At 41.3% G+C, this 25,959-nt stretch carries 25 protein-coding genes and 1 other RNA gene; 5 read left to right on the top strand and 21 right to left on the bottom strand.

All coding sequences use genetic code 11. The annotated features are described in order from the left end of the window. Positions 1 to 18 precede the first annotated feature (18 nt). The 7 genes from pyrR to DVW06_RS02980 form a co-directional block, all read right to left on the bottom strand. On the bottom strand, positions 19 to 555 hold the full coding sequence (pyrR, locus tag DVW06_RS03010) for a bifunctional pyr operon transcriptional regulator/uracil phosphoribosyltransferase PyrR (protein WP_003126614.1): 537 nt from the start codon (positions 553 to 555) through the stop codon (positions 19 to 21). 242 nt (positions 556 to 797) lie between these two features. After that, positions 798 to 1,703 (bottom strand): RluA family pseudouridine synthase, encoded by a 906-nt coding sequence (locus tag DVW06_RS03005; RefSeq protein WP_003126615.1) that lies wholly within the window; start codon positions 1,701 to 1,703, stop codon positions 798 to 800. Then, positions 1,704 to 2,162, bottom strand: coding sequence for a signal peptidase II (lspA, locus tag DVW06_RS03000; RefSeq protein WP_003126616.1), 459 nt, complete (start codon positions 2,160 to 2,162; stop codon positions 1,704 to 1,706). Further along, positions 2,159 to 2,866: a CBS domain-containing protein gene (locus DVW06_RS02995; RefSeq protein ID WP_005473174.1), complete on the bottom strand. Its 708-nt coding sequence runs from the start codon at positions 2,864 to 2,866 to the stop codon at positions 2,159 to 2,161. The genes lspA and DVW06_RS02995 overlap by 4 nt, the downstream gene beginning before the upstream one ends. Further along, positions 2,859 to 3,266: a hypothetical protein gene (locus DVW06_RS02990; protein WP_003126618.1), complete on the bottom strand. Its 408-nt coding sequence runs from the start codon at positions 3,264 to 3,266 to the stop codon at positions 2,859 to 2,861. Before DVW06_RS02990 ends, DVW06_RS02995 begins: the two co-directional genes overlap by 8 nt. A gap of 651 nt (positions 3,267 to 3,917) precedes the next feature. Next, a complete protein-coding gene (locus DVW06_RS02985; RefSeq protein ID WP_029486822.1) occupies positions 3,918 to 5,588 on the bottom strand; it encodes a formate--tetrahydrofolate ligase in 1,671 nt (556 codons plus the stop codon). A gap of 125 nt (positions 5,589 to 5,713) precedes the next feature. Next, entirely contained in the window at positions 5,714 to 6,121 is a 408-nt protein-coding gene (locus DVW06_RS02980) for an EbsA family protein (protein ID WP_137264393.1), read from the bottom strand. Positions 6,122 to 6,187: 66 nt separating this feature from the next. Here DVW06_RS02980 and DVW06_RS02975 point away from each other — a divergent pair, with 66 nt between their 5' ends. Next, complete coding sequence (locus DVW06_RS02975) at positions 6,188 to 6,601, top strand: ribonuclease HI family protein (protein ID WP_003126622.1); 414 nt, start codon at positions 6,188 to 6,190, stop codon at positions 6,599 to 6,601. On the opposite strand, the gene cls is transcribed toward DVW06_RS02975, so the two are convergent. The 4 genes from cls to DVW06_RS02955 all read right to left on the bottom strand — a co-directional run bounded on the left by cls (position 6,584) and on the right by DVW06_RS02955 (position 13,559). Next, positions 6,584 to 8,050 carry a cardiolipin synthase gene (gene cls / locus DVW06_RS02970; protein WP_003126623.1) on the bottom strand — a complete coding sequence of 489 codons (1,467 nt, stop codon included), beginning with the start codon at positions 8,048 to 8,050 and terminating at the stop codon, positions 6,584 to 6,586. The genes DVW06_RS02975 and cls overlap by 18 nt on opposite strands. 9 nt (positions 8,051 to 8,059) lie before the next feature. Beyond that, positions 8,060 to 9,199: a cation diffusion facilitator family transporter gene (locus DVW06_RS02965; protein WP_003126624.1), complete on the bottom strand. Its 1,140-nt coding sequence runs from the start codon at positions 9,197 to 9,199 to the stop codon at positions 8,060 to 8,062. A gap of 292 nt (positions 9,200 to 9,491) precedes the next feature. Continuing rightward, on the bottom strand, positions 9,492 to 12,134 hold the full coding sequence (alaS, locus tag DVW06_RS02960; RefSeq protein WP_003126626.1) for an alanine--tRNA ligase: 2,643 nt from the start codon (positions 12,132 to 12,134) through the stop codon (positions 9,492 to 9,494). 372 nt (positions 12,135 to 12,506) lie between these two features. Continuing rightward, positions 12,507 to 13,559: a DUF7278 family profilin-like fold-containing protein gene (locus DVW06_RS02955; protein ID WP_041120086.1), complete on the bottom strand. Its 1,053-nt coding sequence runs from the start codon at positions 13,557 to 13,559 to the stop codon at positions 12,507 to 12,509. 64 nt (positions 13,560 to 13,623) lie between these two features. Between DVW06_RS02955 and DVW06_RS02950 the strand changes: the two genes are divergently transcribed. Further along, positions 13,624 to 14,055, top strand: a complete 432-nt coding sequence (locus tag DVW06_RS02950; protein ID WP_003126628.1) for a GNAT family N-acetyltransferase — start codon at positions 13,624 to 13,626, stop codon at positions 14,053 to 14,055. Between the two features lie 50 nt (positions 14,056 to 14,105). Here DVW06_RS02950 and DVW06_RS02945 read toward each other — a convergent pair whose 3' ends face one another. Then, positions 14,106 to 15,452 carry a DEAD/DEAH box helicase gene (locus tag DVW06_RS02945; protein WP_003126629.1) on the bottom strand — a complete coding sequence of 449 codons (1,347 nt, stop codon included), beginning with the start codon at positions 15,450 to 15,452 and terminating at the stop codon, positions 14,106 to 14,108. Positions 15,453 to 15,503: 51 nt separating this feature from the next. Beyond that, a complete protein-coding gene (locus DVW06_RS02940; protein ID WP_003126631.1) occupies positions 15,504 to 16,661 on the bottom strand; it encodes a VanZ family protein in 1,158 nt (385 codons plus the stop codon). Positions 16,662 to 16,756: 95 nt separating this feature from the next. Here DVW06_RS02940 and DVW06_RS02935 point away from each other — a divergent pair, with 95 nt between their 5' ends. Then, positions 16,757 to 17,083 (top strand): hypothetical protein, encoded by a 327-nt coding sequence (locus DVW06_RS02935; protein ID WP_003126632.1) that lies wholly within the window; start codon positions 16,757 to 16,759, stop codon positions 17,081 to 17,083. A gap of 241 nt (positions 17,084 to 17,324) precedes the next feature. Here DVW06_RS02935 and DVW06_RS02930 read toward each other — a convergent pair whose 3' ends face one another. The 8 genes from DVW06_RS02930 to DVW06_RS02895 form a co-directional block, all read right to left on the bottom strand. Further along, positions 17,325 to 17,549, bottom strand: coding sequence for a hypothetical protein (locus DVW06_RS02930; protein WP_005473199.1), 225 nt, complete (start codon positions 17,547 to 17,549; stop codon positions 17,325 to 17,327). An 11-nt stretch (positions 17,550 to 17,560) separates the two neighbouring features. Further along, entirely contained in the window at positions 17,561 to 17,926 is a 366-nt protein-coding gene (locus tag DVW06_RS02925; protein WP_050801524.1) for a hypothetical protein, read from the bottom strand. Between the two features lie 72 nt (positions 17,927 to 17,998). Then, positions 17,999 to 18,640 carry an HD domain-containing protein gene (locus tag DVW06_RS02920; protein ID WP_029486827.1) on the bottom strand — a complete coding sequence of 214 codons (642 nt, stop codon included), beginning with the start codon at positions 18,638 to 18,640 and terminating at the stop codon, positions 17,999 to 18,001. 180 nt (positions 18,641 to 18,820) lie between these two features. Then, positions 18,821 to 20,314 carry a carboxypeptidase M32 gene (locus tag DVW06_RS02915; protein WP_029486828.1) on the bottom strand — a complete coding sequence of 498 codons (1,494 nt, stop codon included), beginning with the start codon at positions 20,312 to 20,314 and terminating at the stop codon, positions 18,821 to 18,823. Then, the gene (locus DVW06_RS02910; protein ID WP_003126638.1) at positions 20,311 to 21,474 is read right to left on the bottom strand and encodes a THUMP domain-containing class I SAM-dependent RNA methyltransferase; all 1,164 of its coding nucleotides are present in this window, start codon (positions 21,472 to 21,474) and stop codon (positions 20,311 to 20,313) included. Before DVW06_RS02910 ends, DVW06_RS02915 begins: the two co-directional genes overlap by 4 nt. Positions 21,475 to 21,540: 66 nt before the next feature. Beyond that, positions 21,541 to 21,907, bottom strand: an RNA gene (gene rnpB, locus DVW06_RS02905) — RNase P RNA component class B. Between the two features lie 17 nt (positions 21,908 to 21,924). Next, the gene (gpsB, locus tag DVW06_RS02900) at positions 21,925 to 22,332 is read right to left on the bottom strand and encodes a cell division regulator GpsB (RefSeq protein ID WP_029486829.1); all 408 of its coding nucleotides are present in this window, start codon (positions 22,330 to 22,332) and stop codon (positions 21,925 to 21,927) included. Positions 22,333 to 22,403: 71 nt separating this feature from the next. Then, complete coding sequence (locus DVW06_RS02895; protein ID WP_003126640.1) at positions 22,404 to 22,949, bottom strand: DUF1273 domain-containing protein; 546 nt, start codon at positions 22,947 to 22,949, stop codon at positions 22,404 to 22,406. Positions 22,950 to 23,019: 70 nt separating this feature from the next. Between DVW06_RS02895 and recU the strand changes: the two genes are divergently transcribed. Then, positions 23,020 to 23,646 (top strand): Holliday junction resolvase RecU, encoded by a 627-nt coding sequence (gene recU / locus DVW06_RS02890; protein ID WP_005473207.1) that lies wholly within the window; start codon positions 23,020 to 23,022, stop codon positions 23,644 to 23,646. A 1-nt stretch (position 23,647) separates the two neighbouring features. Then, positions 23,648 to 25,957, top strand: coding sequence for a PBP1A family penicillin-binding protein (locus DVW06_RS02885; protein WP_029486830.1), 2,310 nt, complete (start codon positions 23,648 to 23,650; stop codon positions 25,955 to 25,957). Positions 25,958 to 25,959 lie beyond the last annotated feature (2 nt).

Raw genomic sequence — 25,959 nt, 5'->3', positions numbered from 1 at the left:
TGTCTGTCACTCTTCTTCCTACTCGTTTTCTTTATTGATCATGATTCGATCAGAACCGTCAGATTCTTCCATTTCAACAATGATTTGTTCGCTTAATGCCGTTGGAATATTTTTCCCTACAAAATCTGCCCGAATCGGTAATTCTCGATGCCCCCGATCGACTAGTACGGCTAGTGAAATCCGGCGAGGACGACCGAAATCCATGATGGCATCTAATGCTGCCCGGATGGTGCGCCCTGTAAACAACACATCATCGATCAAGATGACTTCTTTGCCATCGATTGCTGTTGGAATGTCAGAAGAATGGATCTCAGGATCTTCATCTGATTTTTTATCGTCTCGATACAATGTGATATCCAGTTCGCCAACGGGGACTTCTACTCCTTCCAATTGTTTCAAGCGTTCAGCAATTCGTTGTGCGATATAGATTCCCCTAGTCTTGATTCCTACTAAGACTAGGTCATCAATCCCTCGGTTGCGTTCGATGATTTCATAAGTGATTCTGGTCAATGCTCGTTTCATTGTTACTGCATCTACTACTTCTTTGGTTGGCATTTCGTTCCCTCCTAATTTTGAACATAAAAAAACTCCTGCCTAGTGAGGCAGGAGTTATGTTTTCCGATCATACTTTCTGGCGCTGTATACAGCGATCCAGAATATGCGCAATCATCCAGCAAGTTTTCGATGCTCCAACGCGGGAGTCGTCTGCTTGCTCATTTCCTTCTTAGCCTCACGGGACTACACTTAAAGGAGCTATTTATTTGTTACACATACTATACAGTTCTTTGAAAAAAAAATCAATCATTTTTTCGCAATTTTTTTAAGGTTTCCTCAAAAAGTTCGGGTAATGGCGCTTCAAAAACCATTGATTCTCCAGTTGTCGGATGGGTAAATCCTAACAGTTTGGCGTGAAGAAATTGGCCATTGCCTTTCAAAGTCTTTTTAGGGCCATATACAGGATCGCCGGCTAATGGAAAGCCAATGTATTGCATGTGGACCCGAATTTGATGGGTCCGACCCGTTTCCAACTGTAATTCGACTAAAGTAAATTGATCAAAACGTTCCAAAACTGTAAAATGTGTCACAGCTGGCTTACCATCTTCTTGCACTGCTTGCATCTTGCGATTCACTTTAGAACGGCCAATCGGTGCATTGATCGTGCCTTTTTCGTGAGAAATATTCCCATGGACCAGCGCAACATACTTCCGTAAAGAAGTTTTGTCTTTCAACTGTTTGGCTAACGCTTCATGGGCATGATCATTTTTGGCAATCATCAATAGCCCTGACGTATCCTTGTCGATACGATGAACAATTCCTGGTCGTACAACATCATTGATTGAAGATAAATCGGTCATATGATACAACAATGCATTGACCAGCGTTCCGTTAGGATGCCCTGCCGAAGGATGAACGACCATTCCTTGCGGTTTATTGATCACGGCAACATCTTGGTCTTGATACACGATCGTCAAAGGAATATCTTCAGGTTCCAGATCTAGGGACTCTGGTTCTGGTACTTGAATCACTAACTGGTCACCAGCTTTTACTTTGTAATTTGCACGAATTGGATCCCCTTGACAGGTGACCGCACCTTCTTTCAACCATTGTTGAATTTGCGAACGGCTCGCTTCTAGACGATCTGCCAATACTTTATCGACACGCCCTTTTTCTTCATGGATTACTACTTCAATTTGATTATTCATTTATTTTCCCTTCACTTCATCATCAACTAACGCATAGATAAAAATCAATAACACGCCGATCACTAACGACATGTCTGCAATATTAAAAATCGGAAAATTGATAAAATCTAGCTGAAACATATCCACGACGTACCCCAAACGCAAGCGATCGATAAAATTTCCGATCGCTCCGGCTAAGATAAAGGATAGTCCCAATCGAAACCATATACTGCTTTTACGATGACGGATCAATAAATAAGTTACAACAATAACAGCAGCAACCGTGATGATCGTAAAGAAGGTCATCTTCCCTTCTAAGATACTCCATGCGGCACCGGTATTCCGAATATAAGTTAGTGAAAAGACATGGTCGATCAACGTTTGAACATCACCTAATTCAAAATTGCTGACGATCCAAAACTTCAACCACTGATCAAGTCCAACAATTATGGCACTTAGTAAAAAAAACAAAGCTATCATTTTTTTTCCACACTTTCTTCGTTAAAAATATCCCGCGGACGAACGATGCCTAATAAATTTCCATTAGGATCGCCATTTTTTGTGATTAATACCGCTTCAAGTAAAGCATTTTTATGGAACAGGTCTTCTACTTCAGTGACCGTTGTTGTTGCGGGTACAAACTGATAATTGGACTCTTTACCGTCTTTGATCAACAAGTCTTCTGCTTTACGCCCTTCTAATCGGATCTCTCCTTTTAGACTTTCTTGAGCAAACCAGTATCCTAACATACGTAAAGTGATCAACCCAACAAAACGTCCTTTGTCATAGAGTGGAAATTGTGAAAACCGCTTTTGAGCGACGATCTTCAAGATTTCTTTCAGCGCCAACGTTTTTTCAAAACCGGTCACTTTTTTACCAAACTTAGGTAAGACCGTTTCAGGCTGCAACAAGGCCTGTTCGATTTGTTGGATTCGTGTCACTACCCATTGATTTGGCTCGGCGATCACAAAATTTTCACCGATTTTTTCATGAACGATGGCGTTCCGCAATTGGGCCATCTGCAATAAATCTTCTTCGTATTTTTTGATGTCTCCTTGCTTCTGTTTTGAAAGACGGCGAACCATCTCTGAAAAACCCATGTTACGAGGATTACCCAAATCGTCTCTCAATTGTTTTTCGATTCGATTGAAACTACTCAAAAAAATATCTGCTCCGCTAGCCATTTGTTGCCTCCTCAATTACATACGCTTGTTTGCTATAATAAAGACCTAAACATAGATAACCTGCTAAATAAAGAAAGATACCCGAAAGGATAATGGACAACTGTCCACTGCGAGTTAAAAACGCGATCATTAGAAACAGACCAATATAAAACAGCACATAAAAAGAAATCAGTCGCGGATTCATTTTTATTTCTAATGGAGTTTCTGCGTGTAAATCAGGCAACGCAATTTCTTTGCTTTTTAGGATGGAAAATCGGACAGACAATCGGTTGTCAGAATTGAGATTCAGCTCGACGGTTTCTTGATGATTGATTCTGGCGACTTTCTGACCATCCACTAGCAAATCCAGCGGACTCCCCATTGCATAAAAGCCGGTATTTCGTATGATTTTACGTTTCATCGTTTTATACGCTCCAATTTTATCAGTATACTTTAATTTTCTTAGAAAGAAAACAGTCTTTTAAATGCACTACTGATTATATTATAACAAAAGACACGTCTCTTGCCTCTTGCTAATATTTAACTTTCAGTCTTTTAATAGATTGAAAACCCAAAAGCGGCAAATCATAAGATAAAAACGAGCGACTTTTATAGCCCTCTTTTTAAAACCATTCTTTTTATAGTCTCTCGTTTAAAAGAGCTTGATAACAATTTCCCCTTCCCGTTTCCTACTTTCGTTTCTAATGTTTCTAAGAGCGACGGATAAATAGGAATGCTGGAGATAACTATGGGAGACTTTTAGAAAACTTCGCAAAAAATCAAATATCCTCGCAGCCTCTTCAATTATTTCTTCCAATTTTTGAAAGTCAGAAGAAAAAGGGAGGTTTTATTCTCTTCCGAATCTCGCAGCCTATATACAGCGTCAACAAAAAACGAACCAAACAAAACCTACTGAAAGACGACGAATCGCTCGCAAACAACACACCACACTTACAGAATCAATAGTGACCTGTAAGTGTGGTGCGTTATAAGAAATTGACTGAACTATTACTGGAGCCTTCGAGAACCTATTTCTTCATCCAGTATTCGCAGATGCGGAGAGAAAATAAGATTAAAAAAGGCCAGATACATTGCCGTCTGCATCGACATCCATATTCAATGCTGCTGGTTTCTTAGGCAGTCCAGGCATTGTCATAACAGTACCGGTCAAGGCAACAATAAAACCAGCGCCTAGTTTTGGTACAAATTCACGGATCGTAATCGAAAAATCAGCCGGTGCGCCTAAAAGCTGCGGATCATCACTAAAAGAGTACTGTGTTTTTGCCATACAAATCGGCAATTGATGCCAGCCATTTTTTTTGAAGACGTTCAATTGGCGCTGTGCCACACTTGAGAAGACCACATTTGATCCGCCATAAATCTCTTTGACGATCTTGGCAGCTTTATCAGGAAGGCTCTCCTCATTTTGGTAAAGCCTACGATAATTGCCGGGTTGTTCATCAATGGCAGTGACGACTTGCTGCGCCAAAAGTTCCCCCCCTGCGCCACCTTTCTCCCAAACTTGCGTCCGAGCGATTGGTACACCAATTTCCTTGCAGCATTGCTCCAACATTTGGATCTCAGCTTCGGTATCAGTGACAAATTCATTGATTGCAACAACAACTGGCAATTGATAATTTTGCATGTTTCTCACGTGACGTTTCAAGTTGGCAAAACCTGCGACTAAAGCCGCTACATTTTCTTCTTTTAAATGTTCTTTATCTATCCCGCCGTGCATTTTTAAGGCGCGAATCGTTGCGACCACTACGACAGCGTCTGGTGCTTTAGAGAGATTGGGTGTTTTAATATCCAAAAACTTCTCTGCCCCGAGATCTGCGCCGAACCCCGCTTCAGTAACCGTGTATTCTCCTAAATGGAGAGCTGTTTCAGTTGCAATGACACTATTACAGCCATGGGCGATGTTGGCAAAAGGTCCCCCATGAATCAACGCAGGCGTTCCTTCGATGGTTTGAACCAAATTTGGTTTCAAGGCATCTTTCAACAATAAAGCTAATGCCCCCTGAACCTGCAAATCCTTGACGTAGATAGGTTGTTTATCATACGTATAACCAATCAAAATATTGCTCAATCGCTCTTTCAAATTATCCAAATTCGTTGCTAGACACAAAATAGCCATAATCTCACTAGCAACGGTGATATCAAAGCCATCTTCTCTAGGTACTCCTTGCAGTGGTCCGCCCAGTCCGACGATCACTTGTCTTAATGCGCGATCATTCAAATCCACGACACGTTTCCAAATGATCCGTCGCGGGTCGATCCCTAATTCATTTCCTTGTTGGATATGATTGTCCACCAACGCAGATAATGCATTATTCGCAGCAGTGATTGCGTGCATGTCCCCGGTAAAATGAAGATTGATGTCCTCCATCGGCAAGACTTGCGCTCTGCCTCCGCCAGTCGCACCACCCTTGATCCCCATGACTGGACCTAATGATGGTTCTCGTAAAGCAATCACGGTTTGTTTTCCAATACGGTTTAAGCCATCTGCCAATCCAATCGTGACTGTCGACTTTCCTTCTCCCGCAGGGGTTGGGTTAATCGCTGTAACTAAGATCAACTTGCCGGTGGGACGTTTCGCGATTTCCTTGATTGCTGGCCAATCGATTTTTGCTTTATACTTCCCATATTGTTCTAGATCTTCTGCTTGTAATCCGATAGTTGCTGCAATGTCAATAATCGGTTTAATTGTTGCTTCTTGTGCAATTTCGATATCTTTTTTCATCAGTAACCCTCTATTCCCGAACTATTATCCCTTATTCTTTCATATTTGTTTGTCCTATTTCTATTATACCGTTTTTCATGAAGATTGAAACCCTGTTTTTCACTGGAATAAAAAAAGAGCCAGAATTATTTTTCTGACTCTTGTCTTTCAAGAATAGGCACTAGATTAACAAAGTGTGTCTGTAATACTTCAAGATCTTTTTTACGCATTACAAACGTATCGCTTCTTTCATTGGTCACGATTCTCAAATGATGATTCTCTATCCCAATGGCTTGGATTTTCTCGAGAGGAATAACTACTCGTTTCCAAAAGCGGGCATAGGTGATTTTGATGGTCTTCTCCGTCAAATAAAGGCGGCGCTGCAATCCTAACCAGACAAGAAATAGAAAAATCCCCAACACAAGATTGCTTTTCCAATAAGGGCGAGTATTTTCCAGTGCCAAAATCAAGCTGTAAAACAAAACGATCAGTGAACTGGACCAATAGATAATTGCGGTGGCTGGTTCTGGTTGCCAAAAATAGTTACGTTTCATAAATAATTTCCTCACGCGATCAATTTCTAGTATACTTATATCCATCATAACAGAAGGAGTCAACTCATGCTAAAAGTGTATCTCGATGCTTCAACCAAAGGAAACCCTGGACCTAGTGGCGGCGGTCTGTTGATTGTAGGGGAAGACCTGCATGAACAGCATGCCTTTGTACTACCCACGCTCACAAATCACCAAGCAGAATTTGCTGCGATGCATCATGCTCTTGAATTTCTCTTAACGAAAGAATGGCAAGACCAGACGATCATGCTTTATACAGACAGTAAAGTCGTCGCTCAAACAATCGACAAAAATGATACGAACAACCCCGATTTTCGGAAGTATTTAGAGGAAATCCAAGAGTTGCTGCCCTATTTCACTTTACTGATTGTCCAATGGATTCCCGAATCTCAAAACAAAGGTGCCGACCATCTGGCCCGTCAAGGGTTAGCTAAGGCTTTAAAATTACAAGATCGGCGATAACAAACGAGAAAAGTTTTGCTTGAAACGCAACCAGTAAGATTGTTTAGCCAGCATTTCATCTGTCAATAAAGTGGACTGCAGCATATCCTCTTCAAAAATCGTTTTTAATTGCGCCGTGACTTCTTGATCATAAACGAATGCATTGACTTCAAAATTCAACGCATAACTGCGAATGTCCTGATTTGTCGTTCCAAACGAGCAGATGGTATCATCCATCATAACAGTTTTGGCATGTAAAAATCCATTCTCATAGATATAGATTTTCGCTCCCCGGCGATGTAAATAGTTGGCATAGTGTTGGGTCGCTCGATAGATAAATGGATGATCCGGCATGCAGGGAATCATGATTCGAACATCTACACCTGAGTGGATGGCGATCTCCAAGGCATTCATCATACTGTCGTCAGGAATCAGATAAGGGGTTTGGATCCAAATCGATTTTTCAGCCGCCAAAATCATCTTGACGAAGCCGCCTTTAAGAATCTGCGTTTCCGTCTCAGGTCCGTCGGCCACGATTTGCATATCGACATGACCTGCCTCTTCTTTAGGCGGTAAAATGAAATAGCGATCTTCATATTCCAGTTGATCTGCTTCATTTCTAATCGAGGCATTCCAATCGCGGATAAAGATTTCCTGTAAGGTAAAACTAGCAGTTCCAACGATTCGCGCATGTGTATCCCGCCAATAACCAAATTTTGCTTTTTTACCTAAATATTGATCCCCTACATTAAACCCGCCGGTCCAGCCAATTTGGCCATCAATCACCACGATTTTGCGATGCAAATGGTAATTCAAACGTGTATTGCGAATCAAATTTTTTGAAGTAATAAAGGGCACGACCTTTCCGCCAGCGTCCATTAATGGCTGAAAGAATTTACGATTTGCTTTGGGAGAACCCCATGGATCGAATATTAGTCGAACTTCTACTCCTTGCTTGGCTTTTTCAATTAGGACATCAAGAAACTGCCCACCAATTTCATCATTAAAAAAAGAATAGTATTCCACATGAATATTGTCTTCAGCATTTTGCATATCTGAAAATAAGGCAGCAAATTTTTCCTTGCCGTCCGTATAAAATTGTACCTGATTGCCTTTTGTCAAAGGGGATTCATCTAAATTTTTAAAATACCGTTCCAATAGATGGTTGTCATCTGAGTATGGATGCTCTGGAAAGAAATAATTGTGGACTTTGATGATTTGATTTAATTCATTGATCCTGCTTTGATGGTGCTCACTGAATTTATAAATGATTTCTCCGTCGATTCCTCGACCACAAAACAAATACAACAAAAACCCAAAACCCGGGATAAAGACTAATGTCATCATCCAGGCAAAAACACTTGCAATTGATCGCGGTTTACGAAAGACAGTAATAAATGCCGCAACTGTATTGACAAACAGCAACGCCAAAAAGACGGTCGAAACCACACTCATATCCATTTTTATCATATTTTCCTCCTACAACAAATAAGTATGATCAAACGTGATCGCCACCTCATACGTGCCGATTTCATGCGTAATCTTTTGATAAATTTTATCTTGCAGTTCACGATCTGTGTAATTTCTTTGCTTTGGGATCACCAAATCAAAAGCAAACTGTTTTTCGTGAATCCGAAAGTCGTGCATCCTTAACTCTGGATCAATCGTCTCAACGATTTGTCTGACTTTTTCCCGCAACTGCCGGTACTGTTTATTTTGGATAGGGACAGGATCAAGATGACAAACCAATTCAACTTGAAGGTTCCTTTGAAAATCATGTTCGATCGCATCAATTACTTCATGGGCTTGTGACAAACTCCAGCTTTCATTGACTTCAATATGAACACTAGCAAAACGATTCTTGGGACCATAGTTATGAACGAGCAGATCATGGTACCCCAATATTGTTGGATAACGATCTAGTCGATCCTCCATCTCACGGATTTCAGCTTCTGTCGGACGTGCACCTAGCAGTTCATTGATAAAGGTACGGATCATCATGATACCACTAAATAAAATGTATAGCGCGATCAGCAAGCCAATATACCCATCCACCCGCCAACCGGTTCCCCATTCAATCAATGCAGAGAGCAAGACCGCAACTGTTGTGAGTACATCATTAAAACTATCTTGTCCGCTAGCTTGTAAGGTTGCAGAGTCAATTTTCTTCGCCAATTGACGGTACATGAGACCTTGCCAAAGCTTTAATCCGATTGACAAGATCAGCACAATAAACAACCATGGTGATAAACGGATCGGTTCAGGAGCAATGATTTTTTCAAAGGCATTTTTTAGAAACTGAAAACCAACAAATGTGATCAGTAAAGAAACCACAAAACCGCTAATGTATTCAAACCGTTCATGGCCGTAGGGATGCTCCCTATCCGCCGGCTTGGCAGCAATCCGAAAACCGATCAATGTCAAAAAGGAGGAGGCGGTGTCAGACAGACTATTGATAGCATCTGCCATGATCGAGACCGATTGTGCCGACAGTCCAATCAGAAACTTTGCGACAAAAAGAAGTGCATTTGAGAGCAATCCCAGATAGCCCGCAAGTTTACCGATCATGGTGCGATCAGTTGCGTTTCCTTTCATTCGCTTTAAAAAGAAGCGCAGCATAACATTCCCTCCAAGCGTAAATTCGTCTTTCTTATTTTACCCCGAATGAAATCAGTAAAACAACTAAAAGCATGTAAAAAACGTATTTTTCTAAAAATGAATGCTTCAGCTATTCCAAAATTTCTCTTTAATAAAATCCAATTTCTGCAAAAACAGAAAAAATACCCGAAGGAATCGCGTTTCGATCCTCTACCGAACGTCTTATAAAAAGACGCGGCAGCTCTCTGACACACAATTCCAGTTCGGATATTTCTTGATGTTATACATTTTTTTATGATTTGCTGTTAAAGAATCAGTTTGCGGCTAACCAATTGGCTACTTCAGTCAATGCAGCGTCGATTCCTTCTGGTTGCTTCCCACCGGCTTGTGCCATATCTGGACGTCCGCCGCCACCGCCGCCGACTTTCGGTGCGATGTGCTTGATCAAATCTCCAGCTTTCAAGCCTTTCTCATTTGCCTGTGGCGTCATTGCAGCCAACAGATTAACTTTGCCATCGTTGGCTGTAGCAAGAACTAAAACATCCGATAATTCTTTTTGTTTCCATTGGTCTGCCAATTGGCGTAACTGATTCATATCTTTGACAGTTACTTTTGCAGCAATAAAACGAATCCCATTCACTTCTTTGACATCTTTGAAAACATCGCCAGCTTGTTGATTGGCTAGTTTGCTCGCCAGTGCTTGATTTTCTTTTTGCAGATCCCGCAGTTGTTGCTGTAATTGTTCTGTTTTGCTGACTACATCTTTGATTTGTGCCGATTTGACGATCCCTGCAATGGCTTTTAGCTGTGCTTCTCCTTCATGCAGCAATGCGTAAGCTTCTTGACTCGTCACTGCTTCAATCCGACGAACGCCAGCACCAATCCCGGATTCAGAAACAATTTTGAAAATACCGATATCTTCTGTATTGGCGACATGTGTGCCACCGCAAAGCTCGATAGACCAATCTGCGACATTGACTACACGCACATCCTGGCCGTATTTTTCGCCAAAGAGAGCCATCGCCCCCATGCCCTTCGCCGTATCGATGTCGGTTTCGATAGTTACGACTGGCAAAGCTTCCCAAATTTTCTGATTGACGATTTGTTCCATCTGACTTAATTCGTCTGCAGTCACTTGGCCAAAATGACTAAAGTCAAAACGCAAGTGTCCAGGTGCAACTAATGAACCTGCTTGATTTGCATGGCTACCTAGCACTTCTTTCAACGCTTTGTGCAATAAATGAGTGGCTGTGTGGTTTTTGATGATTTTGTTCCGACGGTGCTGATCAACTTGCAAGAAATAAGAAGCCCCTTCCGTCAAGTTGCCAGTTACCTTCGCAGTATGCAAAAACTGGCCATTTGGTGCTTTTTTTACATCAGTGATCTCAGCAACGATAACACCAGATTGGTCAACAACAGTACCAGTATCCGCTACTTGACCACCCATTTCTGCATAGAATGGTGTTTCTTTGAAGATCAGTTTGGCTTCACCAGTGGTTACTGTATCAAGCAATTGTTCCTCTTGAATGATCACTAACAATTCGCTGTTGGCTTCAAGGCTTTCGTAGCCAACAAAACGGCTTTCGACTTTGATATCAGTCAAAAGAGCGGATTGAACACCCATAGAAAGCTCAGTCGATCGAGCAGAACGAGCCCGTGCCCGCTGTGCATCCATTTCTTTTTCAAAACCGGCATGATCAACTTTCAACCCTTCATCTTGAGCGACTTCTTCAGTCAATTCAACAGGGAATCCGTAAGTATCATACAACTTAAAGATATCGGCACCTGCTAATGTCTCTTGCCCATCTGCCTTCACTTTAGCAATGACTTGGTTCAAGATCTCTAATCCTTCATTGATGGTTTCATGGAACCGTTCTTCTTCATTACGGATTACTTTTTCGATAAACGCTTGTTGAGCCAATACTTCCGGATAATAACTCTCCATGATTTTTCCTACGATCGGAACAAGTTTATATAAAAAGGCTGAATCGATACCTAATTTCTTGCCATGCATGACGGCGCGGCGTAGCAAACGGCGCAACACGTATCCGCGTCCTTCGTTTGACGGTAGTGCACCATCGCCTATAGCAAAAGAAAGCGCGCGAATGTGGTCGGCGATCACTTTGAAGGAAATATCTGTTGCTTTGCTTTCACCATATGCAAAATTGCCGCTCAATTCTTGAACCGCTTCGATGATCGGCATAAAGAGATCTGTTTCAAAGTTGGTTGGTGCATTTTGGATGATCGACACCATCCGTTCAAGCCCCATCCCCGTATCAATGTTTTTATGTGGTAATGGTTCATACGTGCCATCTGCTTGATGATTGAACTCTGAAAAGACCAAATTCCAAATTTCCAAATAGCGTTCATTTTCACCGCCAGGATAATTCTCCGGATCATCTTCTGCGACATCGTTGAACTCAGGTCCGCGGTCATAAAAAATCTCTGAATCTGGTCCACAAGGTCCAGCACCGATATCCCAGAAGTTGTCTTCGATCTCTACGATGTGTTCTGGAGTCAACCCGATTTCTTCGCGCCAAATTCGTTTTGCTTCTGTGTCTTTTGGATACACTGTGACATAAAGCTTTTCTGGATCAAAGGCCATCCATTCTGGAGAAGTCAAAAACTCCCATGCCCAATGGATTGCTTCATTTTTGAAGTAATCACCAATCGAAAAATTTCCTAACATTTCAAACATGGTGTGGTGACGTGCTGTCTTACCAACATTTTCGATATCGTTGGTCCGAATCGATTTTTGTGCATTGGTGATTCGCGGATTTTCTGGAACAACGGTACCGTCAAAATATTTTTTCAATGTTGCTACACCTGAGTTGATCCACAACAATGTTGGGTCATTTACAGGGACGAGTGATGCACTAGGCTCGATCGAATGTCCTTTTGATTGAAAGAAATCGAGAAACATTTGACGAACTTCGGCACTTGATAAGTGTTTCATATAGTTTTCCTACTTTCTAATGATAAAATCGCTTGGGAGCAAGGAATGCTTTTGTTCTTTGGTGACCTTTCTCTCTGATATCTGTTCATTCGACGAACTCGCTTCTGGGTAGTCAAACAAAAAAACACCACTGCAGAGCAAGGACGTAGCTACGCGGTACCACCTTACTTGCAATGATGTTGATCATTACCTCTCAGACTCGATAACGCAGAGCAGGCGTCAGCATTTCTACTGAATCAGATACCAAAGGGAGCGATCAATTAGGATTCTTGTTTTTCTCTCAGCTTTGAAAAACTTTCTGTAAAGAATGAACAAATCAACCATGTCCTTCGTCTTTAAAAGTATAAGGAAATGTTCACAAAAAGTCAATCCTCAAATCCGTTCTCGATCAATAATAACTGCTTTTCGGTAGCGGTATTTTTCAGGGTCCAACTGCTGGTTTGCTTGCAACATTTTGCGTGACCGATAATAACTAGCATAGGGCAATGTATCCAGTAATGGATTGCCGCACTCTGGCCAATCTTCCATCTTTAGAAATGAACTGTCAGTTAACTCCCATCCATTGGCATACGGATAAATCAAGCCAAACATGTTCGGCTCAGCCAATGCTTTTTTGGTCAATTTGACACCATCCTCACAGGGTTTTTCATTGCCCCAACGAAATAAACGACGGGTCCCGGCGCCCACTACATATTCCCACTGTTCTTCATTCATCAAATCATATCCCTGCTGTCCCAGCCAGTGCTGCAATTCATTTTGGGTCATTCGTTGGTGGGTGTATACATGATAATTGCCAGACACTGGATGCAGTTCCGCAAAGTACTGATTTTCGGCACTGATTGTTCTTGGCATTTCCCACTGCAAACTTTCTTCAAAACTTCGCGGCTGCTGAAATGCCTGCCGTATCTCGGAACCAAAAGTTTCAAATTGATCAACATGACCATGGAATTCTCCCGTGACTGTATCTAGTTCTCCAATCAAACGAGTACCTGCTGGCAATGCCATTTTCTGCACCAACATGGGTGGGATGGTCGCTTTGCGTAATGGGCTCATTGATTCATTTACAAAATCTCCCCACTCCTCAGCGTTTGACAATCCGTAGCCTTCGATCAAGCGACGGAGCGAAGGGCTGAGAGGTTCTTGCCACATTTTAGACCAGCAGGTTATCGGCAATCCCTGAATGCCCAAGTCCCAGCCTAGAATTGTTTCATAATTTCCAGGCACAAAGACGAAGGGTTCCTCATCAATCGTTAATTCAAAGGTCTCACACTTGATTCCTGCATAGCTTGTTTTAATAAAATGAACATCTGTAATTTCTTTCAATGGGCTGACAAAGTACATGACTACTTGCTGAAACACTTGGCTTTTGACTTCAGCAGTCAAATTTTTCCAATTCGTCCATTGCAATGCTTCGAAAAAATCCACGAGCTTTCCCCTTTCATCTGCTACAATCAATATAGATTGAGTATACCATGAATTGGGAGGAAAAATGATGCAGCTTTATTTTGGGCGGGAGGACTGGATTCAGCAGGCTGTTTTTGCACTTAGAAGATCTGTCTTTGTCGACGAACAAGGAATCGCTCCTGAATTAGAATTTGATCAAAAAGATCAGTTCTGCCATTATTTTCTACTGGCAGAAGGCCAAGTACCAATTGCCACTATTCGCTATCAATCGTTGGATTCGCAAACGATCCAGCCCGATCGCTTTTGCGTGGCTAAAAACTATCGAAAGCAAGGGATAGGACGGCAGTTGTTAGCGGCCTATGAGCAAAAAGCGATCACCAATGGCTTTTGCTGGTCGGTTTTGTCTTCTGAAATTGCAGCAGTCGGCTTTTATCAAAAATGCGGCTATGAGATCCTCTCTCCTCCTTTTGAAGAAGATGGAATCCTCTGTGTAAAAATGGAAAAAAATCTTTGCTAAAACGAAGGAACACCCAATAGCCATTGCCTGGCCGATGGGTGTTCCTTAAATTAGATACTGGAATTTTTTTTATTCTTGCGAGCAGAGCGATTCGACTGACGACGTTCGATCTTTCGTTTCTCTTTGTTTTTCTTATCAACAGCCCACTGAATTTTCTTCTTGTAGCCAGGCTTGATTTTTTTCTTTTTCTTCTTGACCAACCCAATCAATGTTGGGTCTAATTCGTCTCTTGATTTTTCACGTTTTTGTCGACGATTCCGATCATATGTTGCAACGATCTCCCCATTTTTGATTTCTTTTGGTTGGAATTTTACACCTAAATCTTCGATTGCTTGAATGGCTTGTTCGTCACTAGGATCATACAAAGTGATCGCTGTTCCAGCTAACTGATTACGTCCAGTACGTCCCACACGATGAATAAAGAAATCCAAATCCGCCGGAATCTCAGCATTGATTACATGCGAAACTCCCTCGATGTCAATCCCGCGAGCAGCTAAATCAGTTGCGACTACATATTGATACTCTAAATTTTGAACCTGACGCATCACACGTTTGCGTTCTCGCGGTGTGATATCGCCATGGATCTTGGCTACTTTCAGCCCTTTTTCTTTCAGATAGTCGGTTAATTCATCCACTCGGGATTTGGTATTGGCAAAAACAATCGCCAAATAAGGATGTCCCGTCGTTAGTAGTTGATAAACCAATTGATTCTTATCTTTTCCTTTAGTTGAGATCAACCAATTTTCAATGGATTCAGAGATGACTGCTTTCGGACGAATTTCTTCGATCAATGGATTTTCGAGATATTTTTTCAAAAATGGACGCAGCTTTTCTGGAATCGTTGCAGAGAAAACTAACATTTGCAGTTTTTCCGGCAATCGACTAGCAATTTGGTCCACTTCTTCCAAAAAGCCCATATCTAATGTCATATCTGCTTCATCAATGACAAAGGCTCGTGCCGTATGCACAGCCAGTGCTTGTTCATTGATCATATCTAGAATTCGTCCCGGTGTCCCGATAACAAGCTGCGGCTGCTGGTTTTGCAAGCGGTCCATTTGTCGTTGTTTATCCGTGCCGCCTACAAAGTTGGTCACACGAATCTCTGGTTGCTGAAATTCTGCTAGTTGTTTTGCCGCTTGATAAATCTGCGTGGCTAATTCACGACTCGGTGCAGTGATCACGACTTGCACTTCATCTTTTTGCGGATCGATTTGATCCATCAAAGGAAGCAAAAATGTATGCGTCTTCCCACTTCCAGTTTGGGATTGTCCCACGACACTGCGACCTTTTTGGATCACAGGGATTAATTTTTCTTGAACTTCTGTTGGTGAAGTAAATTTCTTCTCCGCTAACGCTTCGTAAATAAATGGTTGAAATTTAAATGACTCAAAAGACATTCAAACACCTTCTTTCTATTGACATCTTTTGGATTATAGCATATTTCCAGCTCAATTCCTAACCTTGTTTCGCTGGATCGTGCTTACTACATAAGTAGCCGTTCTTTTTTCGTAAAAGAATCGCGGTTGTTTTTTGAATGCTGCCCAAAGGATGTTGCAATAAAATCCAAGTTGGATCAAACCAAAAATCAACACAACCAACAAACTCACTAGGACGAGCATTTGATTAGTAGATTGAATAAAAGGCGTAAACAACACATTGATGCGTGTCGCACTAACATAGATCAGATAGAGCAATCCATAACGCTTAAAAATTGCTCTGAAACTGACACGGGAATGATTTTCCTCCATCACTCGAATGCGAACAAGTTTTTTTCCTAGCGTTTGTCCATTGAGAATATAATTCAAAAGAATAAAGTAAAGAACTACTTCTAGTAAAAAATACCAATAATCATTCGTAAAGTCATCGATTTCTTTATTCACAGTCACTCTTAACAGAATCATAAGCATCCAAGCGAATAAATTCAATATTCCCCAATCGATCAGCCAAGCAACAAATCGGCGAGTAAACGTCACTCGATTATCTTTGGCATAAGATTCGGCATCCATCTCTTCACGGGTAGGCAACAGGAAGGTGAACAATGGCGTCACCAAAAAGCCAATGGTCCCGCCAAGGGTATTGACAAATAAATCATTGACGTCAAACAACCGATAAGGGCGCGGATAAATAAAGTATAATCCAGTTAACTGAGTCAATTCAAAGAACAGTGATAAGCCAAAGGTTGCCACAATCGTCTTCGGAAAAGACAATTTAAAGTAGTAGCGCATATAGACACCAAAAGGCAGTGTCAAAAAAAGATTGAATAATGGCTCTAAGACTACGTTTTGCTTCAAAGCCGGAAGATACGTAGTGGGATCATTGATTTGTAACACCGTTTGCTGCAAAAAATGCTGCCAGGAAGCACCTAACTGCCACTCCATTTTGGGACCGGTCATTTGAGCGACTTCTTCAATACTCGGCAACGGCAAAATGACCAAGAAATAGGCACAAAGCAGATAAAAAACAAATGAATAAAGTACAATTGCTCGTGAAAAAATAAATCGGCCAAATTTACGGTATTGGCGCACAAAAAATATCGACGAGATTGCAAGTGCCAAGAATGGAAATAACAGTAATGCAACCTTGATTGGCATAAGATAAGCTGACATAACATCCTCCTAAAAATCTATTTCCTTTTAATCTTACACTGTAATTCCCAAAACGTAAATTTTGGAGTATGATAAATAAAAGGAGGTTAAAAAACATGTTGAATCCTTATTTTGCTTTTGGTGTGCCATTTTTTCTTTTATTGCTCTATATCGGCTTTGCGCTTTTTCGCCGTTCTTCTCATATTCCTTATTTAGGGTTTGTACTCTTTATCATTGCTGGATTTATGAGTGTATTCAGTTTCCAAGTGATCCAACAGGCGCTGACAGAAGTAAATAAAACCAATGCTGCTGCGGTAGAGCAGGTCCATGGCTATTCCCTCTACTTATTAGCTATTCCGTTGCTGATCGGTCTCTTGTTAGTGATCCGCAATATTTTTCGGGGTTATGCTAAAATCAAAAAAGTACGTCTCCAATCCAAATGAAAAAGATACAGTTTCACTTTATTCAAATGTTGACTGACAGGCGCTCTGAAAAACAAATGAATCCGTCAAACAAAACAATTATCCGAACGATAGCTGAATGATCAAGCGTACTTACATGCATGCGGACTTAAGTTAAGCGCATCGCATTCTTCATCGACTATCGTTCGGATATTTTTTTGTTTTGTGTTCTTCTGTTTTTCTTTAACCTACATACATTCATTGGGCATTTGCCCCTCTATTCTTACTCCTCGTCTAGAAAATCAGTCTCGGTCTGTGCAAGAAATTGCTCCTTGACTTCATCATCCAGTTGTTCCAAAAGATATTGCCAGTCGCTATTTGACAAAACGACCACATCCAAATCTTTTTCTTCGTCAATCAATTCGAGGTTGCTGTACTTATCACCCAGATCAAGAAATAAATCAGCGAGTGCTGCATCCTCAATGGTTAGGTATTCCGTTTTTTTCATCACCCATCACCTCAAAAATCAAAGAATTCGTAAAACAATATTTCAAACGATTGAATGGTTGTCATTTTTTGTAGCGTCAATAAATCCAAGCGGATAAACTCTTTTTCCACTAGAAAATAGTGATTGTCTTCTAATGCTTCTTCAATGAATGGCAGAATCTGTTCTTCATCTCCTTGCCGTTCCCTGGAAATACTAGAGATCTGATTAAATAAACGTTCATCTTGCAATAAAAAATACTCATCATCGTACCGGTAAATGGCAACTTGATAATTCCGGATGGGTAATGCTGCTCGAATGATAAAAAAACATTCCCCAGAATCAGAAAGTGCAGGTAATAATTCATTCGGTTTCAGCGCTTGTTTGTAATACATATCCATCTCTCCCCTTATTTATAATTATAGATAAATACAGAGGAAACACAAAGGAATCGAACTGAAGATTAAAAATTACTAAACATCCCATTCTCTATAAAATTCAGTTAAAAAGGTTGTCATAAAGTCTTTACGCCGCAGTGCTTCTTGTTTACCAAAGTGCGTGTGCATTTTTTCAGGCAATAAAAACAACTTTTCATAGAAATGATTGATCACGGTGGTCCCTTTTCGGTAGTCAGCGTGGTTTGTGAACGTTTTCGGCGCTCGCTCTGATTCATGGATCGGATGCTGATGTGCACCGCCAAAGTAACTAGTACGCAAAATACCAATTGCGCCTAATGCATCTAAGCGATCCGCATCTTTCACGATTTGTCCTTCTAAAGAGGAGACTTGTGCCCCTGCCAGTAACTCTTTTGAGAAAGAGAGATTCTCAATGATTGTAAATATATGACTGATTTGTTCTGCTGTGGCTCCAGCAGCGAGAAGGCATTGCTGCACTTCTTCTTTGGCTTTCACCACATCTTTCACCACCTTATCATCGATGGTATCGTGTAAAAATGCCGCTGCTTCCACAACATAATCATCTACTTGCAGTTGATCTTCGGCAATGATCTGTTTGGCCATTGCGGCTACTCTCTTGACATGATCAAAGCCATGCCCTGTGTGATCAGTTCCCAAAATCAATTTGGCATATTCATAAATTGGTGCTATATCAGCCATTTTTTGAAACTCCTGTCTTTTTTATCTTGTTTCTATTGCTAGCATTCTGATTCAATCGTCCGATTCCATCAAAGTATCAGAACCTAAAGTCAATAAAGACTATCGTCTAGCTAACTAGTTTCCCGTGCGGTTTTTTTAAAGATGAGAAGAAGCCTTTCGAGTGAACGAAAGGCTTGCTCATTAGCGGATTTGATAAACAGAAAAATAAACCTTCCGCAGATAATCCAATAAATATTGCGGATTTAACAGTTCTCCTGTCGCATCCAGAATCAATTGATTTGGTTTTTTAGAAGCCCCGTATTGATGAATGTGCGTGGTCAACCATTGGCGGATCTCTGAATAATCATCAGAAGCCAATACAGCATCGACATCGATCTCTTTTTCCATTGCATGAAAAAGCTGTGCCGCATACATGTATCCTAACGCGTATGATGGGAAATAGCCAAAACTTGACCCTGACCAATGAACGTCTTGCAAGATACCTTCTAAATCATTTTGCGGACGTACGCCTAAGTATTCTTCATATTTATCATTCCAAATAGTTGGCAGATCTTCCACATTCACTTCTTCATTGAAAATCATCTTCTCAATCTCGTAACGGATAATGATATGCAAAACATACGTCAGGCTATCTGCTTCGATCCGAATCAAACTTGCTTGGGTAAATTTTAATGCATTGTAGAAAGTCTCAAAGGAAACATCATCGAAAGTTCCTTCTGCACACTCTTGAAAATAAGGGTATTGTTTCTCCCAAAAATTACGATTGCTACCGATAATGATCTCATTGAATAAAGATTGCGATTCATGGATTCCCATGGATGCTCCTTCGTGGATCGGCGTTCCTTCAAATTTTTCATCAATGTTTTGTTCATACATGCCGTGGCCTGCTTCATGAATCACGCCGAATATTCCCATCGAAAAATCTTCTTCATTCCAACGAGTCGTCAAGCGAACATCATTGTGGTTAATGCCGGTCGCAAAAGGATGCACCGTATTGTCCAACCGCCCGCGAGAAAAATCATACCCTAAGTCTGTGATGACTTTCGAGATGAATTTCCGCTGTTGCGCCTCTGTCATTTCACGAGATAAGATCGTTGTATCTGGTGGAGTACCTTTTTCTAACTGGCGACGAATATCCATGATTCCATCACGAACTTGTGAAAACACATTATCCAAGATTTCAACGGTCATGTTCGGTTCATATTGATTCAAAAGAACATCATAATTTGTCCGTTCCTCTTTTTTCCAATAAGGGATCAGCTCTTTTGTCAAATGGATATTCTCAGCTAATGCTTCCTTGAATAAAGAGAAATCTTTCGCTTTGCGGGCTTGCGTCCAAGCAGTATGAGCTCTAGAAGTAGCAGCAGAAGCTGCGATCGCTAATTCATTAGGAACATTTTTTTGCAGCTCATATTCTTCTTTCACCAGCTGATAAGCTGCTTGACCAACTTCAGATAATTCATCAGGGTGCTGACCAAAATAAGTAATGGCTTCTTGGATCGTTGGTCCGACTTTCTTTTCGAAATACAAGCCATACAAGTAGCTGTCAACTTCACTGCGATATTCGCTGGCCTTTTCAGGCATTCCCGTCTGAGTATCCCAACCAAGGATTCCCATTGCTTGTGACAGCAAATCGAGCTCTTTTAATTCTTTTAGAAATTCTTGTTCTTTCATTCAACCGTCTCCTTTTTACGCGGTGGGCGACTGCCCCAATACTGGAAGAAATCCGTACGCAACGCACCATTATATAGTTTGCGCTTCTTGGTTGCTTTTTCACCATAGTGGGTCTCAAATGTAAGGTCACTGGTCAAAATGTATTTGCTCCAAGTTTTTAATGGTCGAAAGACTTCGCCCATTTCACGGTACAAGCGCTGTACCGTCTCTTCTTCTCCTAAACGTTCCCCATATGGTGGGTTGGCAACGATCACGCCGTATTCTTTGTCTGTTTTAAAATCTTTGACTGCTTGTTGTTTGAAGGTGATGGAATCACCTAGACCAATCTCTTCCGCGTTTGCTTTGGCGATTTCGATCATCCGTCCATTGATATCTGAGCCCATAATGTCCAGTTGGCTATCGTAATCGGCTGCTTCGTCTGCCTGAGCTCTTACAGTCTCAAATACTTCAGCTGGAACCCAATCCCATGTCTCACAGACAAAGGAGCGATTGAATCCAGGGGCAATATTATGTCCGATCAGTGCTGCTTCGATGCACAGTGTACCGGAACCGCATACAGGATCAACAAACGGTCGGTCTTTGCGCCAGTTGGTCAACATGACTAATGCTGCAGCCATATTTTCTTTTAAGGGTGCGCCCCCTTTTTCTAGTCGATAGCCACGTTTGAACAAACTCGGTCCTGTCGTATCGAGTGTGATCATGGCATGATCTTTCAACAAAGCAACTTCCAACTGAAAGAAAGCACCACTTTCAGTTAAAGGAACACTTGCAGGGCGATGATAAACTTCCCGTAATCGATTAACGATCGCTTTTTTTGTGATTGCCTGACAATCAGGCACACTGAATAACTTCGATTTGATCGATTTACCTGCCACAGGAAACTCTGCGTCTAGCGGCAGAAAGTCTTCCCAAGGTAATGCTTTGACTTGCTCAAATAATTCATCAAAGGTGTATACATCAAATTCTCCCACCACAATCTTAATGCGGTCAGCTGTGCGTAACCAGAGATTGGCGGTTGCAATGGTCTCCAACGTTCCTTTGAAACGAGCCCGTCCATTTTCTACTTGGCATTCAATGCCTAAATCTCGCAACTCCTTACCAACTAGCGCTTCTAACCCACTAGCAGCGGTTGCGACACAATCAAATACTTTTTCTGTCATAGATTTCTCCTTCTTGATATAAAAAAACCTTCCGTTGCTGGAAGGATTCCCTGATCTGCTGTGATTTTCTATAAGCCATGTTCTGTCCACGTCTTCCTCAGGGAGAAGAAAACGTTGGGTAATTATCTATCTGCAATTACTTGCCTTTTTGCTCCGTTCATTTCCGTGCAAAAAGCGCCCCTACCATTGTTTGGGTTGCTCGCTCGAGGGGTTTACCGCGTTCCACCAAGACGGTTTCCCGTCTTGCTTCGTCACTGTGGCACTTTCAAGGATACTTTGGCATAGCTCGCGCCTTAGCCATTTTTCCTGCCGTTACTCTTTCAAGTACCCTAGCTTATTGTTTCGCTAGGCACGATCACTACAAGCATCTCAGCTTGTGCGAGCATGGACTTTCCTCAGCATAATCAAAGTTATGCCGCAATTACCCGAAAACCACAGCAATCAAATTGATTAGAATTGACGTGTTTTTTCGTTATCGTCTTCAAAATCAGCATTTGTGTAGTTGCTGTTGTATGAAGAGGAACGTGTAACTGGTTCTTCTTGATCCAATTTTTTGCCAAAAACTTCTTTTTCCAAATTAGACAAACGTTTCAAAATATCAAAATTTGTCACTGTTTGACTTTTTGGCGCTTCTTGTTGGACCCGTGATGCAATCGCTTGGTTCTTAGAAAGTTGATCGATTTTTGCATTCAAACGATCGTTTTCTTCTTGCAATGCTAAAATCTCTTTGTTGTAGCTCTCGTAGTCTTTGATGATATTGTCTAAAAATTCATCGACTTCCACTGGATCATAGCCGCGCATTTTTGTTTTAAATTCTTGTTGAAGAATATCCTTGGGACTAAAAATTAGATTTGCCATTATTTACACCTCATTGATTTTTCCAAATGATTTTCACTTTCTAGACCATTCTATCAAAAAACTCTCAGAAATCAAAGTAAATTACTATCAAATGTTGCGTTTTGCAGATCATCCATTGTAATTTGATCGATCTCGTAAGGATGATCCTCCCGATATTTCTTCGCATCTTTCAAAAAAAAGCTGGTTTTTCCAGGGAATTCTTCATCATAAAGCAGCAACGCACCATCTGTGTGTTCCAATAGAAACTGGGTATGATTTCTTAATTGGCTTGGTTCTTTGTAGGGTTGATGGCTAGTGGCATTCACATAATCAGCGCTCATTTGCACTCGTTGCAACATTTGCTGGTTCGCTTCATTCCAGTTTTCACCAAATCCTTGAAACGGATAAATGATCCCTAGTTTGATTTCTGGATAGTCTTTTTGCAAAAGCTCCACCACTTCTGCACACCATATTTCTGCTCCTAGATTGCCACTGATCAGCACCCATTCCAGTCCTTGTTCAATGTAAGAAAGTAAAGACATTTTTATTACTTTCTTAATAATTTTGATTTTAGGATCTTTTTCTTGAAATACACCAAGTTCAAAGCTGCGGTAGCCGGTAAAATATAAGGTTTTCATTGTTTAAGCAGTCATCTCTTTTCTTTCCAAACGTCTTTTTGGTATAATGATGCCTAGGAGTGTGAATAACATGGTCATTCGATACCCTAACGGTCAGTCTTCTGCTTATGATGGCGGTAAAAAACAAAAATTGCAAGAAAAAATAGCTCGGCCAAAAACTTTCGCGAACCGCGGAATGCGTTTTGAAGAAGCAATTAATCAAAGCAATGCCTATTATTTGAATCGTCAAGCAGCAGTCATTCATAAAAAACCTACACCTGTTCAGATCGTTAAGGTGGATTATCCCCGCCGCAGTGCAGCTGTGATTAAAGAAGCTTACTTCCGAGAAGCCTCTACCACGGACTATAATGGTGTTTATCGCGGATATTACTTGGATTTTGAAGCCAAAGAGACACAGAACAAAACCTCTTTCCCCTTCAAAAATTTTCATGAGCATCAGATTCAGCATATGGAAAACTGTCTGACGCAGCAAGGAGTCTGCTTTGTCTTGTTATGGTTCTCAAGCTTGCAACGCTGCTTTTTTTTGACGAGCAGCAACTTGATCACAGAGTGGCATCAACAAAAAACAACAGGTAAAAAATCGCTGCCTCTTGCCTATATAGAGAAAAACGGCATTGAGATCATCCCAGGAATCGCTCCGCGTATTCCTTATTTAAAAGCAGTAGATCAATTTTTGTCAATGAAGGAGAATGATTAGTATGGCGAAAGAATCGCAATCGAGAGCTTCTCGACATGATTCTAAGAAAGCGGCGGCTGCATATAAAGGCCCCAAACAAAAAAAGCCGAAAGGAAAACGAACGATTGGCAGTATTTTACTTCGTACCTTTATGGGGCTCTTCTTTTTAGGATGTCTCGGTCTCTTATCAGGGATGGGACTTTTTTGGTGGTACGCTAAAGATGCACCACCATTAGATGAGAAACAGCTCGATTCTGCTGCTTCCTCCAGGTTCTACGCCTCAAACGGAGATCTGATCCTCGATTTTGGTAGCGAGACCCGTGAAAAAATCACTGCGAATGAAATTCCGCAGCAATTGGAAGATGCGATTGTATCTGTAGAGGATCGTCGTTTCTATCAACATATTGGAGTAGACCCTATCCGTATCATTGGATCGGCATTGTCGAACGTGACGACTGGTGGCATGCAAGGTGGGAGTACCCTAACACAGCAATTGATCAAACTATCCTTCTTCTCTACTAGTGCAGAAGATCAGACGTTGCGAAGAAAAGCGCAAGAAGCTTGGATGGCCGTCAGACTGGAACAAACAAAATCCAAACAAGAAATCTTGACCTACTATATCAATAAAGTGTACATGTCTAACGGTGTCTATGGGATGCAGACAGCTGCCATGAAGTTCTATAACAAGACATTGGATCAACTAGATTTGGCTCAAACAGCATTAATCGCTGGATTACCAAACGCCCCTTCTGCTTATGATCCATATGCTCACCCAGACAAAGCTAAACAGCGACGAGATCTTGTTCTGTTAACCATGTATGAGAATGAAAAAATCACTAAAGACGAATATGAAGCAGCCAAAGCCGAAGATATTTCAGAAGGATTGCAAAAAAATCCGCAACGAAATAACGAATGGAAATATTATGACAATTACTTTAAAGAAGTGATTGATGAAGTAAAAGCAAAAACCGGCAAAGATGTCTATACGGATGGATTGGACATCTATACGAATCTTGATGTCAATACCCAAAAACGATTGTATGACATCGTTAATAGTGACGAATACATCAATTTCCCAGATGATAAAATGCAAGTAGCCGCTACTCTGGTAGATGTTAATAGTGGTAAAGTTGTCGCGCAAATCGGTGCTCGTCATGTGGAAGACGATGTTGTCTTAGGTAATAATTTAGCAGTCAACGTCACTCGTGACTTTGGCTCAACCGTTAAACCACTGACAGACTATGGTCCAGCCTTCCAATTTTTACAAAATTCAACAGGCCGCATGATTTTGGACGAACCCTATAATTACGTGGGGACGAACACACCAATCTACAACTGGGATCGACAATATATGGGAAATATCACTTTGCGGACAGCACTGGCTCAATCGAGAAATGTTCCAGCAGCAAAGCTTTTTGAAGAAGTAGGTGCTGACAATATTTCTTCCTTCTTGAAAGGCCTAGGTATTGAATACAAAAACATTGAACAGTCCAATGCAATTTCCAGCAACACATCAGAAATCGATGGCACCAAGTATGGGATCTCTAGCTTGAAAATGGCTGCTGCTTATGCTGCCTTTTCAAATGGCGGAACCTATTACGAGCCGCAATATGTCAATAAGATCGTTTCGCAAGATGGAACAGTTGATGAAGACTCCTTCAAAGTGGAAGGTCAAAAAGCGATGGATGATACGACAGCCTATATGGTCACCGATATTCTGAAAGACGTGATTTCTGTCGGAACAGGAACCAATGCCCAAATCGATGGACTTTACCAAGCTGGGAAAACCGGGACTTCCAACTATGATGACAATCAATTGGCTCAATTGGATACGTCAAACGGTGCTTACCCGGATATCACGTTTGCAGGTTATACCCCATCCTTTTCTTTAGCTGTTTGGACAGGGTATAATGATAAAATGACGCCGATCACAGACAGCAGTACTCATGTTGCCTCAGATGTTTATCGGGAATTGATGCAATTTGTCTCAGCCTCTGTTGAGAACCGCGACTGGAAAATGCCCGCAGATTTGACCCGGATCGGCAATGAGCTTTACATCAAAGGGACTTACCAGCAACCAAGTTCTAGCACAAGATCAACGATCAGCTCTTCTTCGCTTCCTGAATCAACACCAGAAAGCAGTTCTGAAATCGTTGAATCTAGCAGTTCAACGGAAGAATCGATTCCACCAGTTGAATCTTCTTCTGAAAGCTCACAATCTACACCGCCACCGTCAGAAAGTGAAAGCACACCATCGTCTTCTTCGGAGTCAAGTTCGACGCCATCATCTTCGTCGACTACTCCAGGGACAAATGAAACAAATCCTGAATAAAA

The organism is Enterococcus sp. ARL09-542, assembly GCF_005234805.1.
GTDB lineage: Bacteria > Bacillota > Bacilli > Lactobacillales > Enterococcaceae > Enterococcus_D > Enterococcus_D gallinarum.
This window is presented reverse-complemented; position numbering and strand designations above follow the sequence as displayed.